Annotated in this window: 13 protein-coding genes, 1 other RNA gene and 2 pseudogenes; 9 read left to right on the forward strand and 7 right to left on the reverse strand. The window is 38.1% G+C overall.

What is annotated here, in order from left to right:
- The first annotated feature begins 136 nt into the window (after positions 1-136).
- From H6G06_RS20300 to H6G06_RS20310, 3 genes and pseudogenes are all read left to right on the forward strand, one after another.
- A complete protein-coding gene (locus H6G06_RS20300) occupies positions 137-1,351 on the forward strand; it encodes an FAD-dependent oxidoreductase (protein WP_190563414.1) in 1,215 nt (404 codons plus the stop codon).
- Between the two features lie 326 nt (positions 1,352-1,677).
- Positions 1,678-2,511 (forward strand): annotated as a pseudogene (locus H6G06_RS20305) (capsular polysaccharide synthesis protein); the annotation flags it as partial.
- Positions 2,512-2,923: 412 nt separating this feature from the next.
- Positions 2,924-3,451, forward strand: coding sequence for a single-stranded DNA-binding protein (locus H6G06_RS20310; protein ID WP_190563418.1), 528 nt, complete (start codon positions 2,924-2,926; stop codon positions 3,449-3,451).
- A 56-nt stretch (positions 3,452-3,507) separates the two neighbouring features.
- On the opposite strand, the gene H6G06_RS20315 is transcribed toward H6G06_RS20310, so the two are convergent.
- From H6G06_RS20315 to H6G06_RS20330, 4 genes are all read right to left on the reverse strand, one after another.
- Positions 3,508-4,386, reverse strand: coding sequence for an NAD(P)-dependent oxidoreductase (locus tag H6G06_RS20315; RefSeq protein WP_190563420.1), 879 nt, complete (start codon positions 4,384-4,386; stop codon positions 3,508-3,510).
- Positions 4,387-4,811: 425 nt separating this feature from the next.
- The gene (locus tag H6G06_RS20320; protein ID WP_190563422.1) at positions 4,812-6,017 is read right to left on the reverse strand and encodes a class I SAM-dependent methyltransferase; all 1,206 of its coding nucleotides are present in this window, start codon (positions 6,015-6,017) and stop codon (positions 4,812-4,814) included.
- 27 nt (positions 6,018-6,044) lie between these two features.
- The gene (locus H6G06_RS20325) at positions 6,045-6,593 is read right to left on the reverse strand and encodes a GAF domain-containing protein (protein WP_338422968.1); all 549 of its coding nucleotides are present in this window, start codon (positions 6,591-6,593) and stop codon (positions 6,045-6,047) included.
- Between the two features lie 660 nt (positions 6,594-7,253).
- The gene (locus H6G06_RS20330) at positions 7,254-8,438 is read right to left on the reverse strand and encodes an NAD(P)H-quinone oxidoreductase subunit H (protein ID WP_190563424.1); all 1,185 of its coding nucleotides are present in this window, start codon (positions 8,436-8,438) and stop codon (positions 7,254-7,256) included.
- Positions 8,439-8,836: 398 nt separating this feature from the next.
- Between H6G06_RS20330 and H6G06_RS20335 the strand changes: the two genes are divergently transcribed.
- From H6G06_RS20335 to rsmH, 4 genes are all read left to right on the forward strand, one after another.
- Positions 8,837-12,037: a type ISP restriction/modification enzyme gene (locus tag H6G06_RS20335; RefSeq protein WP_190563426.1), complete on the forward strand. Its 3,201-nt coding sequence runs from the start codon at positions 8,837-8,839 to the stop codon at positions 12,035-12,037.
- An 82-nt stretch (positions 12,038-12,119) separates the two neighbouring features.
- Entirely contained in the window at positions 12,120-12,350 is a 231-nt protein-coding gene (locus tag H6G06_RS20340; protein ID WP_190563428.1) for a hypothetical protein, read from the forward strand.
- 2 nt (positions 12,351-12,352) lie between these two features.
- Complete coding sequence (locus H6G06_RS20345) at positions 12,353-12,757, forward strand: HNH endonuclease (RefSeq protein WP_338422967.1); 405 nt, start codon at positions 12,353-12,355, stop codon at positions 12,755-12,757.
- A gap of 78 nt (positions 12,758-12,835) precedes the next feature.
- Positions 12,836-13,732, forward strand: a complete 897-nt coding sequence (gene rsmH, locus H6G06_RS20350; protein WP_190563430.1) for a 16S rRNA (cytosine(1402)-N(4))-methyltransferase RsmH — start codon at positions 12,836-12,838, stop codon at positions 13,730-13,732.
- A 70-nt stretch (positions 13,733-13,802) separates the two neighbouring features.
- Here rsmH and ssrS read toward each other — a convergent pair.
- The 3 genes from ssrS to H6G06_RS20365 form a co-directional block, all read right to left on the reverse strand.
- Positions 13,803-13,986: non-coding RNA, 6S RNA (ssrS, locus tag H6G06_RS20355), on the reverse strand.
- Positions 13,987-14,057: 71 nt separating this feature from the next.
- A complete protein-coding gene (locus H6G06_RS20360) occupies positions 14,058-15,251 on the reverse strand; it encodes a 5-(carboxyamino)imidazole ribonucleotide synthase (protein ID WP_190563501.1) in 1,194 nt (397 codons plus the stop codon).
- Positions 15,248-15,739, reverse strand: coding sequence for a pentapeptide repeat-containing protein (locus H6G06_RS20365; protein ID WP_190563503.1), 492 nt, complete (start codon positions 15,737-15,739; stop codon positions 15,248-15,250). The genes H6G06_RS20360 and H6G06_RS20365 overlap by 4 nt, the downstream gene beginning before the upstream one ends.
- Positions 15,740-16,154: 415 nt before the next feature.
- Here H6G06_RS20365 and H6G06_RS20370 point away from each other — a divergent pair, with 415 nt between their 5' ends.
- Both H6G06_RS20370 and H6G06_RS20375 read left to right on the forward strand, forming a co-directional pair.
- On the forward strand, positions 16,155-16,478 hold the full coding sequence (locus tag H6G06_RS20370) for a slr1957 family protein (protein ID WP_190563432.1): 324 nt from the start codon (positions 16,155-16,157) through the stop codon (positions 16,476-16,478).
- Between the two features lie 98 nt (positions 16,479-16,576).
- A pseudogene (locus H6G06_RS20375) lies at positions 16,577-16,996 on the forward strand (DUF29 family protein).
- Positions 16,997-17,118: the final 122 nt, after the last annotated feature.

Raw genomic sequence — 17,118 nt, forward strand, 5'->3', positions numbered from 1 at the left:
AACTTCTCAAAGAATTCAGGAATCAATCTTCTGGGCATTTTATGTTTAATTATGTTGACCTACTTATCAAATAAATGAGCAATTTTTGTGCTATGTCTACCCAAAAACTTACCCTGCTTAGTTTTCAGGAGGTTTTATGAATAATAATCATGATATTGTAGACATACAAACTACCGATTGTTGTATTGTTGGTGGTGGACCGGCTGGAGTTGTATTATCTCTACTCTTAGCTCGTCAAGGTATTGCGGTAACGTTGCTGGAAGCACATAAAGATTTTGACCGGGATTTTCGGGGTGATAGTATTCACCCATCGGTAATGCAGATAATGGAAGAGTTGAATTTGAGCGATCGCATTTTGCAATTACCCCACACGAAAATGCACCGCCTCAGTGTAAAAACTCCCCAAGATACTGTTACTTTAGCCGATTTTAGTCATCTAAAAACCCGCTATCCCTATATCATGATGCTTCCCCAGGTGCGATTTTTGGAATTTATCATCCAAGAAGCCCAAAAATACCCGAATTTTCATTTAGTCATGGGTGCAAATGTTCAGGAATTAATGGAGGAAAATGGGGTAGTTCAAGGTGTACGTTATCGTGGACAGGGTGGTTGGCATGAAGTCAGAGCTACACTGACAGTAGGTGCAGATGGCCGTCATTCCAAATTAAGACAATTAGGTGGTTTTACATCTATTGAAACTTCACCACCTATGGATGTCCTCTGGTTTCGCTTACCTCGTCAACCAGAAGAATTTGCAGGAGGTATGGGGCGCTTCGGTGCTGGTAAAATTGTGGTGATGCTAGATCGGGGAGAAGAATGGCAACTTGGTTATGTGATCCCCAAAGGTGGTTATCAAAAATTACGTGCTGCTGGTTTGGCAGAGTTAAAAAATTCTCTCGTTGAGGTAGTACCAGAATTAAATAATCGCATCGGAACTTTACAAGATTGGTCACAGATAGCTTTTCTCTCTGTTGAGTCAAGTCGCGTTAAACGCTGGTATCGTCCGGGACTGCTACTTATTGGTGATGCCGCCCATGTCATGTCTCCTGTGGGTGGTGTGGGTATCAATTATGCAATTCAAGATGCTGTTGTTGCCGCAAATCTACTGAGCCAAACCTTGAAAAATCATCATGTCGAAATCAGCGATTTAGTAAAAGTTCAGCAGCATCGAGATTTACCTACACGTATAATTCAAGCATTTCAGACTTTGATCCAAAAGCAGATATTTGCCCCTATTCTCACTGAAAATCAAACTTTTCAGCCGCCTTTTTTGTTACGTCTACCTATTTTACGGGATCTTCCTGCGCGGTTAATTGCCTTGGGTGTTTTTCCGGTTCATGTTCAGATTTAATTCTGCCTATAGATGGCAATATTTGTCGATGGATTGGGCGAAGTTTTACAATACTGGTTTCAAGAAGTCTTGATATCAAGTCCGTTTGAATAGTTATCATATCCGTGAGGGCAGGGAATAGGTAAGAGGAAAGCAGTCATTATCACTAATTAGCCGGACTTGATATGATTCCAGGTTTGAGCGATTAGTATTGCAGGTTACTACAGGTAGTGGTAAATTGTAGGTAACGTAAGTTGATAGTTAGGGGTTAGGAGGCAGGGGACATAAGTAATCAGCAGGTTTTTTCCCTATACCCCTACATCTCATAATCGTCAAACACGGTAAAAGAAATGACTATACCGAAAAAAATATGGTTTTTATGGTACCAAGGACTTTCAGAAGCACCATTGGTTGTTAAAAAGTGCTACGAATCTTGGCAGAAATATAACCCTGACTGGGAGGTTATTTTTTTAGATGAAAACAATCTAACAGATTATATTACTCCTTCTTTACCGAAAGAAAAATTGTGCCAATTATCCAAAAATCACCAATCGGATCTTCTCCGACTTGAATTACTCTCAAAATATGGAGGTGTTTGGGCTGACGCAACTAGTCTCTGTCGAGTACCTTTAGACAACTGGTTAGGAGATTATACTCAAGCTGGCTTTTTCGCCTTTATTTACAAAACAAGAGGACACGGATGGATTTTTAGTTGGTTTCTTGCGGCTGAACCGTCTAATCCTATCATTGTAAAAATGACTCAAAGGTTCGTTTCTTTTTATTATGAAAATGAGTTTTATCATAGTGGTACAATAGCTCAGAAAAGAACTAAGTTTTTGGAGTCGTTTTTAAATCGCAAGTATAAAACAACTCGATTTTGGTCTTCATGGCTTGTCAGGAAATTTTTTAAAGTTTATCCCTATTTTATTCTGCACTTCATTTTTGCCAGTTTAATCAATTCAGATAGAGAACTTTTGGAACTATATAAAAAAATGAAACCATATTACAATACTGGCGATATGCTGGGTCAATATGGGTTGCTTCGCCATTTGACAACAGAAATTAAAGAACGAATTGATAGTAGAATTGACCCAGTATATAAGTTAAGTTGGAAGAAATTTAAAGAAGATAATTATTCTTCTTCATCTATTTTGTATTATTTATTGGAAGAGGTTAACTAAAAATGGCTCTACCGAACCAGGAGTTACGCAAAACAGAACGAAAGTAGCGGTAATATATCTTCGGGAAGCAAGCTATATGAATTACCGCTACGCAAGAATCAGGTTTTCAGCCCCATCGTGCGTAAGTCCTACGAACTTAGAGTGCAAGTTTTGGGATTTAATGGTATAATTGTACTATTCATGCAGAATAAAATGCTCGTTCTGGTCAGGCGCAGTTCCTGAACAGCTATTTAATAGTTGTTCATAGTTCTCGCTTGACTTTTGTTATAGCAGTTTGGATTTTAGATTTTTGATTGAGAATACCCTTCTGTGTCCGGGTTTTGTAGAACCATTTGTCACAATCATTTTTCAAATTGGTATTATGGTGGTCAGCCCAAAAAGGCAATAATTCGATTAGGAGGAAATAAAATATATGAACAGTTGTATTTTAATGGCTGAAATTTATGATGCTCCCCAACTGCGTCATACACCAGACGGGTTGGAAGTTACAGAAATGATAGTCCATGTTTCAGGATTGCGGCCAGATGATCCTTCACATCCCTTGAAAGTGGTAGGCTGGGGTAATTTGGCGAAAGAAATTCATCAAACTTATCATCCAGGCGATCGCGTAATTATCGAAGGCCGCTTAGGGATGAATACTTTTGAGCGTCCCGAAGGTTTTAAAGAAAAACGTGCTGAATTGACAGTGCAACGAATTCATGGTATCGGACAAGGTGTGCAGACGAGTCCTCCACCAGCAGCCACGGTTGCACCAGCAGCACAGCGTCCCCCAGAGACATATCAATCAACCAGACCAGCACCAATGCCAGCTACAACGGTTACAAGTACCGTACCCCAACCAACAACCCCCGAACCCACCTATCAACCTATAACTTTTGAACGTCCATCATATCAGCCTGTAACAGAAGCAGAACCCGATCCAGACGATATACCATTTTAAGGCAGGAGGCAAAAGGCAAAAGTTTTTTAATTTTGACTTTTGACTTTTGACTTGATCTATTCCCCGCTGGCTTCACCCCATTCTCGAATAGCGGGGAAAACAGATGAGTAATCATCTTCTGGATAGGACATTTTCATTGCTGACTGTAAGATGTGTTTTACACCCTCAATACTGCTGAGATTCAAACCAAGGGATTTAGCTTCAGAGATAAATAAATCTATTTCTTTGATCAATTGTTTGGTGGGTAAGTTGGCCTTGGTATAATTGCCATCTAACATCCGTTTCAGGTTTTGATCAAAGGTAGGCGCATAAAGTTTACTATCGCGCAGGATTCGCATAAATAAGTCTACATCAATGCCTTGCAACTGGACAAAAGCTAGACTCAGCGCAAAGCTAGTAGTGAGGGAAGCAATGAGTTGATTGAGTGCTAGAGTTAGGGATGATGCAGAGCCTACAGGACCTATGTATACAGGATCTTGTCCAAAATGTTGCAGTAACTTGACATGGCGTTGATACTGTTCTTTTTCACCACCTACCATGACAATTAATTTGCCAGTTTCAGCTTCTGGAATACTACCGAGTACAGGCGCTTCTATATACTCACCACCTGCTGCAACTACCGCATCTCTGATTTCTTGGCTTTCTAGGGGGGTAATGGTCCCCATTTGAATGATGCTGCGTCCTGATAAAGTATGCCAAGAAGTATCTGTGAGCAAGACATGATAAATAGCTGCGGCGTTGGATAGCATGAGAATTATACAGTCAGCAGAACGAATTGCTTGACGCGGTTTTGTGGCAATTTCTACCCCTGCTGCTTGTAGTGGTGCTAATTTTTCTGGGGTGCGGTTGTAAGCAATTAGCTCTATATTTGCAGCTAATAACCTTTGAGCCATCGGTAGTCCCATCAATCCAGTTCCCAGAAATGCCACCTTCATGTTTCACTTTCCTTTGGTAAATCGTAAGTAAAGAGGGAATAGGCAAAAGTCAGGAGTCAGGAGTCAGAAGTCAGGAGTTAGGAGAAGAAGATATTTCCCCCCTGCACCCCTGCTCTCTTATCCGTCCCCAGTCCCCAACCCCTATAAATCAGCCGCCTGCGGCAAAAGTTGCCATAATCACAACTGAAAGTAAGAGTCCGGGGCTAAGTAGAGTTACTAACACAATTAGGTCATGAGCAGTCATAGTTATTGCTTTCCCAAGGTTTTTAACTTTAAAGTAATCACTGTTATCCTAGTCCAATAAAGACGGATATCAAGATTCACCAAATATAGTTTTAATGTCAGGAGTCAGGAGGCAAAAGGCAAAAGGCAATAGTAAGAATTTAGTTTTTACCCAGTCCCCAGTCCCCAGTCCCCAATCACCCCTACTCTGGTATGGTTAATCCTTGGAGCGATCGCTTGCTTTGTGTTTCTGTCAATCCCTTGCTTTGAACTAGAACCCCAAAGTTACCCAATCCTTCCGGTGAAATCAATTGGTGTAATGTCTCCCTGCGGTTTAGTAGCTGTGATATAGATTGTTCTTGATAGGAAAGGGCTGCAATCCGTTTGCCTAAACCCAATGCCATCAAAAATAAACCTTGTTGTGTCCAACCCACTTGATTTAAGCCGTACCTTTTACCCCATACTTCTAAAGCTGTGAAGTCAACATGAGCGGTGATATCTTGTCGCCCAATATTGATGTAGGGGTTATCATGATGACGATGATGGTAGTAGCACTGTAATGTTCCTTGCGATCGCCTGGGGTGATAATATCGGCTGGCAGGGTAGCCATAATCAATTGTTAACACATACCCGCGTTGCAAGCAGTCTGCCACTATACCCAACCAGTCAAGAGCAGCTAAATTAATTTCACTGCGATAACCGTCATCATAGGCACTTTGGCTTATATCGATTCCCACTAATTCCAAGTATTCTGCTAACTGCGGTGTAGATAGTTCCGCCACTACTTCTATAAATTCGATATTTGACCTCTCCCCTACTAGGGAAGGGGGTTGGGGGGTGAGGTTCTGGGTTGTAGTTACATAAATTTCCTGCAATTTTCCCGCTTCTAAGGTGAACTGATGCACGGGAAAGGCATCTACTAACTCATTAGAAAAAAAACAGCCTGTGATGGAGTTTGGGGCTATTTCCGGCAAATTACACCAACTGACAGCAAACTCCTGTAAACGCTGTTGTTGTTCTTGTTTTAAGGTTGAGGACTTTTCAACAATAATATATTCTAGGGCAGCAAAAAAATCTGGATGGTGTAGTTTTAGGTAGTTGAGAATATGAGATGCCAAAATACCTTGACCTGCTCCCATTTCTACGAGATGAAAAGGCTTTGGTTGCCCTAAAATTTCCCACATCTGCAAAAATTGTGCTGCTAGTAGTTCACCAAAATCGGTCCCTAAACTGACAGAGGTAAAAAAATCGCTGCCCCGAAACCCAATTTTCACAGCATCGCTGGCATAATAGCCCTGTTCTGGGTGATATAGCACCATGTCCATGTATTCGGCAAAGGTAATGCGCTTTTGGAAACTTGTGGCTATACGACTGGCTATAGCTGTACAGAGTGCGGGGTTAGAATCCATAAGATATTCAAAGCTTAACTCTCTAGCTTAACTACCTAAAATATTAGAGTCTGTTGCTAGGGTTTGCGATCCGGTTTTCATGATTTCAATATCTGCTTGTGACCATACACGAGGGTTTTGGCATTGGTGCGCTATTAGTAGTCCCCATAAACCTCTGGGGATGATAATTGGTACGACTAAATTAGCACGCGCTTGGATACTGCGGAGGAAATCTCGATGACAAGCATGGATGGGTTCTAATTCAGTATCAGCGATCGCTTTTACCCTTCCTGCTAAATACAATGCCGCATACTCATTATTAAAGCAATTATCTGCCCCTGTTGAACCCAAGATGGATAATTTCTGTGAACTTAAAGATTCAAAAGTTACTTGACCGTGCCATTGCTCGTAGAAGTAATAAATAACTACGCGGTCAACCTGTAGTGTTTCTCTAATTTGATATATGGTTTTTCGGATTAACTTATCTCGACCCATCTTGTTCACCAGACGGTTGAGTAGAATTTGTAACCCCTGTTCAATAGGTGGTTGATTGTGATGTTGATTTTGAATACGTTCACATTGAGTTTGAGAATGAATTTGCACAGGTTTCAGGTAAAAGCTACATCAAAATTTTGGTGATTTATATCATAACTTATCAGACATTTTGGCGAAAATCATTATCTTGTGATTAAAGAATTTTTATCATGCGAAATTCTGTTGCTTAGGGAAAAATTGCACATCATAATTAAACTTCTAAAATAATTCTGTTCAAAAGTTAATTTTAATTTAAACAGATAAATTTTACTTGATAAAATGTAAAATAACTTTATATAAGTAGGTAGGCACAAATAAACCTAACTATGTAACAAAATGTAAAATCATCAAAACCCTTGCGGTTGCTTCACTCCGCTACGCTCCGTTCGCAATGACATACCTTGAAATTTTCCCGCCTACCTACTTAGGGCTTGCTGAAGAAATCTAAAAGGAATACCAGATAAAGCTGTTATCCTTTTTTAGTTTCAAAAAGTGCAAGGTTTTTGACTGGGGGAGTCCCAAAAGTCCGCATTTTTCCTCTGACTATGGGAAAATTTGTCCGCATGGCTTACGCCACGCTATCAGCAAGCCCTATATAAACTTTCAAGCAGAATATAAAAAGATCCCCGACTTCTCTAAGGAGCCGGGGATCGGATATAAATAAAATATAGAGACGCGACTGAACACGTCTATATATAAACCAACAGGGCGTAATAATCAGGCTTATCTATCAACAGAACCCATAATTACGTCAATACTGCCCAGAATCACCACAACATCTGCCACCTTCATACCTCGTAACAAACCAGGCAGAATTTGCAGGTTATTGAAGTCTGCGGGGCGAATTTTCCAACGCCAGGGGAAGACATTGTTATCACCAACCAGATAAATTCCCAGTTCACCTTTACCGCTTTCAACACGGGCATAAATTTCACCTTTAGGAATCTTAAAGGTAGGTGAAACTTTCTTACCAATGTACTGATAATCAAAAGCATCCCATTCTGATTTTTTCCCAGCCATTAACCGCTTGGCTTCCAGGTTTTCGTATGGTCCACCAGGTAAACCTTGAATGGCTTGTTTAATGATTTTCACGGATTCGCGCATTTCCCGCATCCGTACCATGTAACGGGCGAGACAATCGCCGGCGCTTTCCCACTGTATATCCCAGTCAAAATCATCATAACATTCGTAGTGGTCAACTTTCCGCAAGTCCCACTTCACGCCAGAACCGCGTAACATTGGACCAGAAAGCCCCCAGTTAATAGCTTCTTCACGGGTAATTGTACCAATACCTTCAATACGGCGACGGAAGATAGGGTTATTTGTGACTAAGCGTTCGTATTCATCAACCTTGGGTAAAAAGTAGTCACAGAAGTCTAAACACTTATCTACCCAACCATAAGGTAAATCAGCAGCTACACCACCCACACGGAAGTAGTTGTTATTTACCATCCGATAACCTGTGGCCGCTTCCCACAAGTCATAAATCATTTCCCGTTCCCGGAATTGGTAGAAGAAGGGAGTTTGTGCGCCAACGTCCGCAAGGAAGGGACCAAACCATAGTAGGTGGTTAGCGATGCGGTTGAGTTCCAACATGATGACGCGGATGTAGCTGGCGCGTTTGGGAACGGCGACACCTGCTAGTTTTTCAGGTGCGTTGACTGTAACCGCTTCGTTAAACATCCCCGCAGCGTAGTCCCAACGGCTGACGTAGGGGACATACATGATTGTGGTACGATTTTCGGCGATTTTCTCCATTCCTCGGTGCAGATAGCCTATGACTGGTTCACAGTCAACGACATCCTCGCCATCCAATGTCATAATTAGCCGCAGAACCCCGTGCATTGAAGGGTGGTGAGGACCCATATTTAGCACCATTGGTTCAGTGCGGGTTTCTATTCTACTCATAGATGTGGTGTTCTCCCGTTGTCAACAATTTGTATTGAACCGCCAAGATGCTAACCAGATGCAGTAAATCGCATCTGCTAAATTTCAGCTTGTCAGGATAGCAGGGTTGGAGTTGTACTTGATGTTTTATTTTGTCCAGCTTCTTCAATTATTATAGGGATCGGGCAATTTAAGGAATTGAGACTCTGGATTTTTTTCATCTCTCTTTGGGGTAGTAGTGGGTGCAATATTTCATGGGTGGTGTTGATTGAATCTAAGTTTTATGAAGGTTTGGGTAATTTTGCTGGGATTAATATATGTTTAATTTATCGTTGGGCTAATTAATTTATATATCTCACGCAGAGACGCAGAGGCGCAGAGTAAGAGCAGCAGAGTTTTTTATAGTTGTAATTTAATTTATGAATTATTTGCAAGTTTATTTTCAAGAAGTTAATCAAGTTTATCAAAGTCAAAATGCTACTGAGCATAGTTATCGTCCAGCTTTGCAGAAGTTAATTGAGTCTGTAGATTCTGGAATTCAAGCGATTAATGAACCGAAAAGAATTGCTTGTGGTGCGCCTGATTTTGTGGTAAAAAATGGTGTTTTAGAAGTTGGACATATTGAGGCTAAAGATATTGGGGTTTCTCTCAAGAAGGTGGAAAAAACTGCACAAATAGGGCGTTATTTTCAGGCTTTGGGTAATTTGATTTTAACTGATTATTTAGAGTTTCGTTGGTATGTTCAAGGTGAGTTAAGATTATCTGCTTCTTTAGGAACTATTGATAAAAACAAAAAAATCAAAGTTGATAAAGAAGGAATACAGGAAGTTGACCAACTTTTACGGCAATTTTTATTAGCTAAAGTTCCCCAAGTTACAACACCAAAGGATTTAGCGAAACGCATGGCTAGTTTAGCACAATTAATGAGAGATGCAATTAAAACGGCGTTAAATGATGTAGATAAAGGGGGAATGTTACGTCAGCAGTTAGAGTCATTTCAACGAGTATTAATTAAAGATTTGACAGTCGAACAATTTGCGGATATGTACGCCCAAACTATTTGTTATGGGTTATTTGCAGCGCGATGTAATACTGATAATCTTCATACTTTTTCGCGGGAAACAGCAGCTTTTAAATTACCTAAGACTAACCCATTTTTAAGGAGTATTTTTGGACAAATAGCAGGACCTGATTTAGATGAAAGAATTAGTTGGGCTGTGGATAATTTAGCGAATATTCTGCAACAAACGGAAATGACAGAAATTCTCAAAGATTTTGGTAAACCTACCCGCAGAGAAGATCCTGTTGTCCATTTTTATGAGACATTTTTGGCTGAATATGATCCCAAAATGCGAGAATCAAGAGGTGTTTATTATACTCCTGAACCTGTGGTTGATTATATTGTTAAAAGTGTGGATTATATTCTCAAACATAAGTTTAATATTAGTAAAGGTTTAGCAGCTTCTAAAAAAATTAAAGTCCCTAATCCCAAAGGTGAGGGAACTATAGAAACTCATCAAGTTTTGATTTTAGATCCTGCGGTGGGTACGGGAACTTTTATGCACAGTGTGATTGATTTTATTTATGATAAATTTAAATCTCAAAAGGGGATGTGGTCAAGTTATGTTAGTCAACATTTATTACCCCGATTATTTGGTTTTGAATTGTTGATGGCACCTTATACTGTAGCACATATGAAATTAGGTTTACAGTTGCAAGAGTTGGGTTATGATTTTAGTTCTGATGAACGGTTAAGGATTTATTTAACTAATACATTACAAGAAGCTTTTCAGATTCCTGCTGCTGATGGTTTTATGCACAGAATTAGAGATGAAGCAGAAGCAGCAAAAGATGTAAAACAAGATGTTCCTGTAATGGTGGTTGTAGGAAATCCTCCTTATTCTGCGGTTTCAGAAAATACCGATCCTTGGATTGTGAAATTAATAAGAGATTATTATCAAATTGATGGTAAACCACTCAAAGAATATAATTCGCAAAGTTTATTAGATGATTATGTAAAGTTTATTCGTTTTGCTCAACATCGAGTTTCAGAAACTGGTTATGGGATTGTGGCTTTAATTACAAATCATGGTTATTTAGATAATCCCACTTTTCGAGGTATGCGTCAAAGTTTGATGCAAACTTTTGATGAGATTTATGTTTTAGATTTACATGGTAATAGTAAGAAAAAAGAAGTTTGTCCTGATGGTTCACAGGATAAAAATGTTTTTGATATTCAGCAAGGTGTAGCAATCAGTATTTTTATTAAATATGAAAATAGTAAGCAAAAATTAGCAACGGTTTATCATGCTGATTTATGGGGTATGAGGGAGGTTTATGATAATAAAGAATTAGTTGGGGGTAAATATCATTGGTTAGCTGAGAATGATATTAGTTTAACAAACTGGAAACAATTAGAGCCACTTTCGCCCTTTTATTTATTCAATTTTCAAAATACAAAGTTGTTGCCAGAATATGAGCAATGCTGGAAAATAACTGAAGTTTTACCCATCAATCTAACTGGAGTGAAAACAAATAGAGATAAATTATTAGTTGATATTGATAATTCAAGTTTAATAAAAAGAATAGAAGATTTAGCTCAATATAAATACTCAGATGAAGAAATCAATCAAAAATATCAATTGAGTAATGATGATTATTGGAATACAAGTCGAGAGAGAGCGAAAATTAGATCAGTTAACTGGAAAGATAATATTATTCCCTATCTTTACAGAGCTTTTGATAAAAGATGGCTTTTATATCAAATAAATCTCATTCAAATCAAACGTGGTGGTGCAGGATATAGTGTAATGCGTCACATGATTAATCATGAAAATGTGGGGTTAGGCGTAGGTCGTCAGGGAATTGCTGTAAATGACCCATTATGGTCTTTAATTATTGCATTTGAAAATGTAATGGATACTAATATTTTTAGAAGAGGTGGTGTTAATACTTTCCCTCTTTATATTTATCCAACCGATACCCCAACTTTATTTGACCACCAACCCACTAACGCACCAGGAGGACGTAGACCAAATTTATCACCAGAATTTATTACAAAACTTTCCCAAAAATTAGGTTTAGAATTTATTTTTGATGGAAAAGGTAATAAATCTAAAACCTTTGGACCAGAGGATATTTTAAATTACATTTACGCTGTCTTTCATTCTCCTGCTTACCGTCAACGCTACGCTGAATTTTTGAAGATTGATTTTCCCCGTGTTCCTTTAACTTACAATTCTGTGCTTTTTTGGGAGTTAGTCGAAAAAGGAGATAAATTAGTAAAATTACATCTAATGAAAGAAACCGGATTAGAAATTTCTACTTATCCTCTTGCTGGTTCTAATGTTGTGGAACAAGTTAAATATAATGAAAATGATCAACAAGTTTGGATAAACTCTGAACAGTATTTCGATCAAGTTACTCCACAAATATGGAATTTTTATATAGGTGGTTATCAAGTTTGTCAAAAATGGCTGAAAGATAGAAAAGGGAGAGAGTTAAATTTTGATGATATTAGCCATTATCAAAATATTATTTCTATCATATCGGAGACTGTAAAGATCATGAAAGATATTGATAACATCATTGAAGAATATGGGGGTTTTCCGTTAGAATGAGATTATCTATCAAAAAGTCATAGCGAATAAATATAATTCGCTGCTACGCGGACTAAGAACATGAAAGAGGGATGAAATATCTATGAAAGAATTAATGAAACAACCATCATCTTGGCTACCCAATGGAATAAACCTGAATCTTGCAGATCAATTTCGTCCTTTTTCTTTTACAGAAGATTTACAGATTCGGTTAGAGGAACTCTTAGAAAAGAATAAAGAAAATTTACTCAATCCAGATGAACAAGCAGAATTAGCTGGTTTATTGGAATTAGAAAAAATCTTCAGTTTTATCAACGCTAAACTTGCTTCTTAATTGTGGTTATTAATAATTATATTCGGTTAAATGTCCGTAAAAGGGCAAAATATTTGTGTGAATATTGTCACTCACCAGAACGCTCAAATGCGACACAATTTACCATTGATCATATTATTCCCCAATCTTTAGGAGGATCAGATGACCTCAATAATTTAGCTTTAGCTTGTCATCGTTGTAATCAAAGACGGTATAATTTTAGAACTGGGATTGATACAGAAACACAAGCAGAAGTTCCGTTATTTAATCCTAGAAATCAAAAGTGGTCAGAACATTTTATATGGACAAAAAATGGGTTAAATATTATTGGAACAACTCCTATAGGTCGTGCAACTTGTAATTGTTTTGATTTTAATGTCAAAATCATGATGATGGGTTTATTCTCAATCCTCGTCAACTTTGGTTAACAGCAGGTTGGCATCCACCTATAGATAATCCATGTCAACAAGAATAAAAAATGCTTAATTTTTATTATCAATAACTTAATGAGCAAATCAGATTTACAAACCCCATTAGATTTAGAAGAAGTTACATTTTCCCATATTCCTGTTCTGAGTCAGGAAGTTATTACAGGTTTAAATATTCAACCAAGTGGAAATTATTTAGATTTAACCGTTGGTGGTGGTGGTCATAGTCGGTTAATATTAGAAACTGCTGAAGATGTAAAAGTAACTGCTGTTGACCAAGATGAAGATGCTTTAAACGCAGCAAAGCAAAATTTAGCTGAGTTTGGGGATAGGGTAAAGTTTATTCATAGCAATTTTGCTAATTATCAGTTTCCCGCAAATACTTATGATGGTATTTTAGCTGATTTGGGGGTGAGTTCTTATCATTTAGATAACCCAGAAAGAGGTTTTAGTTTTAGAAATACCGCTAATTTAGATATGCGAATGAACCAGCAACAGTCTCTTACTGCTGCTGATATTATTAATGAGTGGGATGAACAAGAATTAGCGGATATATTTTTTAAATATGGTGAAGAAAGACTTTCACGACGAATAGCGAGAAGAATTGTAGAAAAGCGTCCATTTCAAATTACCACAGAATTAGCAGATGCGATCGCTTATTCTGTTCCTCCTAAATATCGTTATGGAAGAATACACCCAGCAACTCGTGTTTTTCAAGCTTTGCGAATAGCAGTTAATGATGAGTTAAAGGTGTTGGAAACATTGATAGAAAAAGCACCTAACGCGCTAGTTTCTGGGGGAAGAATTGCAATTATTAGTTTTCACAGTTTAGAAGATAGGCCAGTCAAACACGGTTTAAGAAATTCAGAATTATTAAGAGTGTTGACCAAAAAACCAATTATTGCTACAGAGGAGGAAATAAAAGAAAATCCCCGTTCTCGTTCTGCTAAATTGAGGATAGCAGAAAAGAAATAATAAGATACAAATAAGATACAAGATACCCGACTTCTTAGAGAAGTCGGGTATCTGAAAGCGCATAATTTTTAAGTTCACCACAACGCCGTTTTACCTAAGTTTATGACCTGGTTAAACCAGGTGGGAACGGGTGTTGCTCGTTTAAAGTTTCCGGGTACAAGCCCGGTATACTGCCACAAGAACGATTTAGCTCCCTTTTCTTTAAAGACATAGATCAAAAAACTTGAGGGCAGTCACCAACGTCGTAGTGCAACTAATTCATTATAACTGTCAAATACAATTTGTGTAGTGGGGGGTGAAAAATTTTTTAGTTGTCAGTCATTAGTCATTGGGCATTAGTATAAATCTTTTCCCCCTGCTCCCCTGCCTCTTTACTATCACCTGTCACCTCAGCAGGATACCATATAGATTCTATGGTCTGGATGATAGACTCTATAACGTCTCGGTTTTGCTGTTCTAACAAGACTGTCATATGTCCTAGTTTACGTCCGGGACGAGATGTTTTGCCATACCAGTGCAGGTAAGCGTGGGGAATAGCTGCTAATTTTTGGCGTTGATTTTGATAATCGCTGTGTGATGTTTCATACCCTAACAGGTTGACCATGACTGCACCAGGACAATTTAAACTGGTATCGTTCAAAGGTAAACCAGCAACTGCTCTCAGGTGTTGTTCAAATTGAGAAGTTTCACAAGCATCTAAGGAAAAATGCCCAGAGTTATGAGTTCGGGGTGCAATTTCGTTGATCAGAATTTTTCCATCAGCGGTGATAAATAGCTCGATGCCAAAAACGCCAACAGCTTGTAGACTATTTAATATTGTATGGGCGATCGCATCAATTTCTGCTGCTTGTTCGGGTGTAATATCCGCTGGTGCAATTACTCTCCGACAAACTTGTTGTTCTTGTTGGGTTTCTACCACTGGATAAGTGACAATTTCCCCATTCACAGAACGCGCTGCAATTATAGCTAATTCTCTGGTAAAAGGTACAAATTCTTCTGCTAAAAATTGTGTAGCACTTTGATTTACTACTGTTGACAAAGTAGCTAAATCATGAATAATAAAAGTTCCCTGTCCATCATAACCATGTCGTCTGGCTTTGATTACAATGGGAAAACCTAAATATTCTATTTTTGATTCAATATCCTCTGATTTTTCTAGAGCGAAAAACTGGGGAACTGGTAATTTTAAATCTCGTAAATAGCAACGTTGATGATATTTGTCTAATAAAGGAGATAAAGCTGCTAATCTAGGACGAAAACAAACGCCTTGGTTCTCTAACAAAGATAAAGCATCTAAGTTAACAAACTCATTTTCAAAAGTGATGACATCGCATTTTTTAGCTAAAATTTCCGTTGCTGCTGCGTCATCAACTGGGGCAAAAACGGTATCTTCAGCAATAGATACAGCGGGATCATTCTTACTAGGAGTTTGTACTATTAATTCCACTCCTAATTTTGTGGACGCATCCCCCATCATCCAGGCCAGTTGTCCACCACCAATTATACCAATACGCTTTATCGACATCCTAACGACTCACGAGTTGTAACGCCAGTTTTAGAATTTACTCCACTGGCTTTTTGACATAGCTCTTTAATTTGCGCTCTATCTAAAATTGCATCACTAAAGTCTGCACCTGCGATGTTGACATCAGTAAAAACGGAACGCAGCAAAAGAGCTTCTAACAAAACGGCATCACTTAAATCAGCCCCGTTCAATTTTACTTCATTAACCATTGCATTGGTTAAATCGGCTCCATGTAAATTTGCTTGTGTCATCACTGAAGCACTCAAAACTGCTCCCCGCAAGTCAGCACCAGCAAAGTTAACCATCTCTAAGTTAGCGTTAGAAAATTCCGCAGCTTGTAAGCTTTGTCCTGAAAAATCGTGTCTTCCTAACTCCGCGTTGCTAAATGATAGGGGATGAGTCCAGTCTGTTGCTAGTGCTGGAGATGCCACACACCAGATCATAACTCCTAAAAGCAAAGCTATCCCCTGCTGCAAATACATCATTTCTTAACCATTTGTAATTTCTTATGTATTTTAGTTTACCTCATTATCTTGATCAGAACATCTGCTTTGCTTAATATTTTGTAATTAAATTTTGTTTTCTTCTGGAAAAGATTCTTTAAATTCTATCGAAAGATTGATAAATTAATTATTCCTTAAGAGGTTAGCAGTTACTTACCCTGGAATTTACATTTATTGATATTAATCATTTCAAGTAAAGTTTATTGTAGTTTGTTGCAAACAATCGCTGTTGCCTGTTAGTCTTTTAATTAAGGGGAACAATATCAACGGCTAAAGTATATTTCACGATTATGAAATTAGCGTTAATCTTCTAAGCATTTCTTAGCTTGTCAGGAATCTCCGATAAATCTATATTCACTAACTACTCAAACTAACAACTGGAATTGGTATCCTCATGATCAATCATTACTCTATCGAATGGATCGAAGCTTGGTGCATGGAAAACGGCTGGACAGATTTATTTGTAGAACGCCGTGATAACTATTGGGCGTTTCCTCCTGGTGGAGTAATGCCAGAACCAATTCCGGTTCATGTTTTGAGAGTAATTAAAGAACAGAATGGTTTAACAAATCAGGAGCTATACTGGTCAATAGCGGCGGTAGTTATTACCATTTTATCAGTTATTTATACCTTTGCTTTAAAGTGTCCGATGCCTTTAGTTTTTGCTTTTGCGTTTAATGCAGTGACAGTAGCACAACTTGAACCGGAAGATGTGTAGATTCTTAAATTTGGCACTTTTTGTATTTGGGAAAACTGCTTTCTTTCAGAGTAAAAAGAGAGCAGTTATTAATTTTATTAACAACGCCACAGTGAATTATGGAAGAATTATTAGAACTCAGAGAATTAGTGATTACTGGCAACTTAGAAGCTGCCCTAAATTTAATAGATGAATTAGAGGAAATGAGCAAAGAAGATAAAATTAATAAAATTTATAGTTATTGTGTCATTTTGTTAGTTCACTTAATTAAACAACATTCAGAAAAACGCACAACCAATTTCTAGGATGTTTCTATTCGTAATGCTACGGATGCAATTATTCGAGTTAACAAGCGCCGAAAATCTGGAGGTTATTATTTGCATAAAGAAGAGCTAGAGGAGATTTTGTTAGAAGCTTATGATCGAGCATTAGATAATGCGGCATTAGAAGCCTTTGGCGGAATTTATAATGGATTAACTTTAAAAAATATGATAGACCAAGAATTGATCATCAAGCAAGCTTTAGATTTTATATTTTAATTATTTTTCTGTAATTCTTTTCTCGTTTCCATACTTTGTATTTCTCGTTCCCATACTCTGTATGGGAATGAATTTTAGAAGGCTCTGCCTTCAGAGACTCTATGATAGCATTCCCAGTCAGA

It is taken from the genome of Anabaena sphaerica FACHB-251 (assembly GCF_014696825.1).
Lineage (GTDB): Bacteria > Cyanobacteriota > Cyanobacteriia > Cyanobacteriales > Nostocaceae > RDYJ01.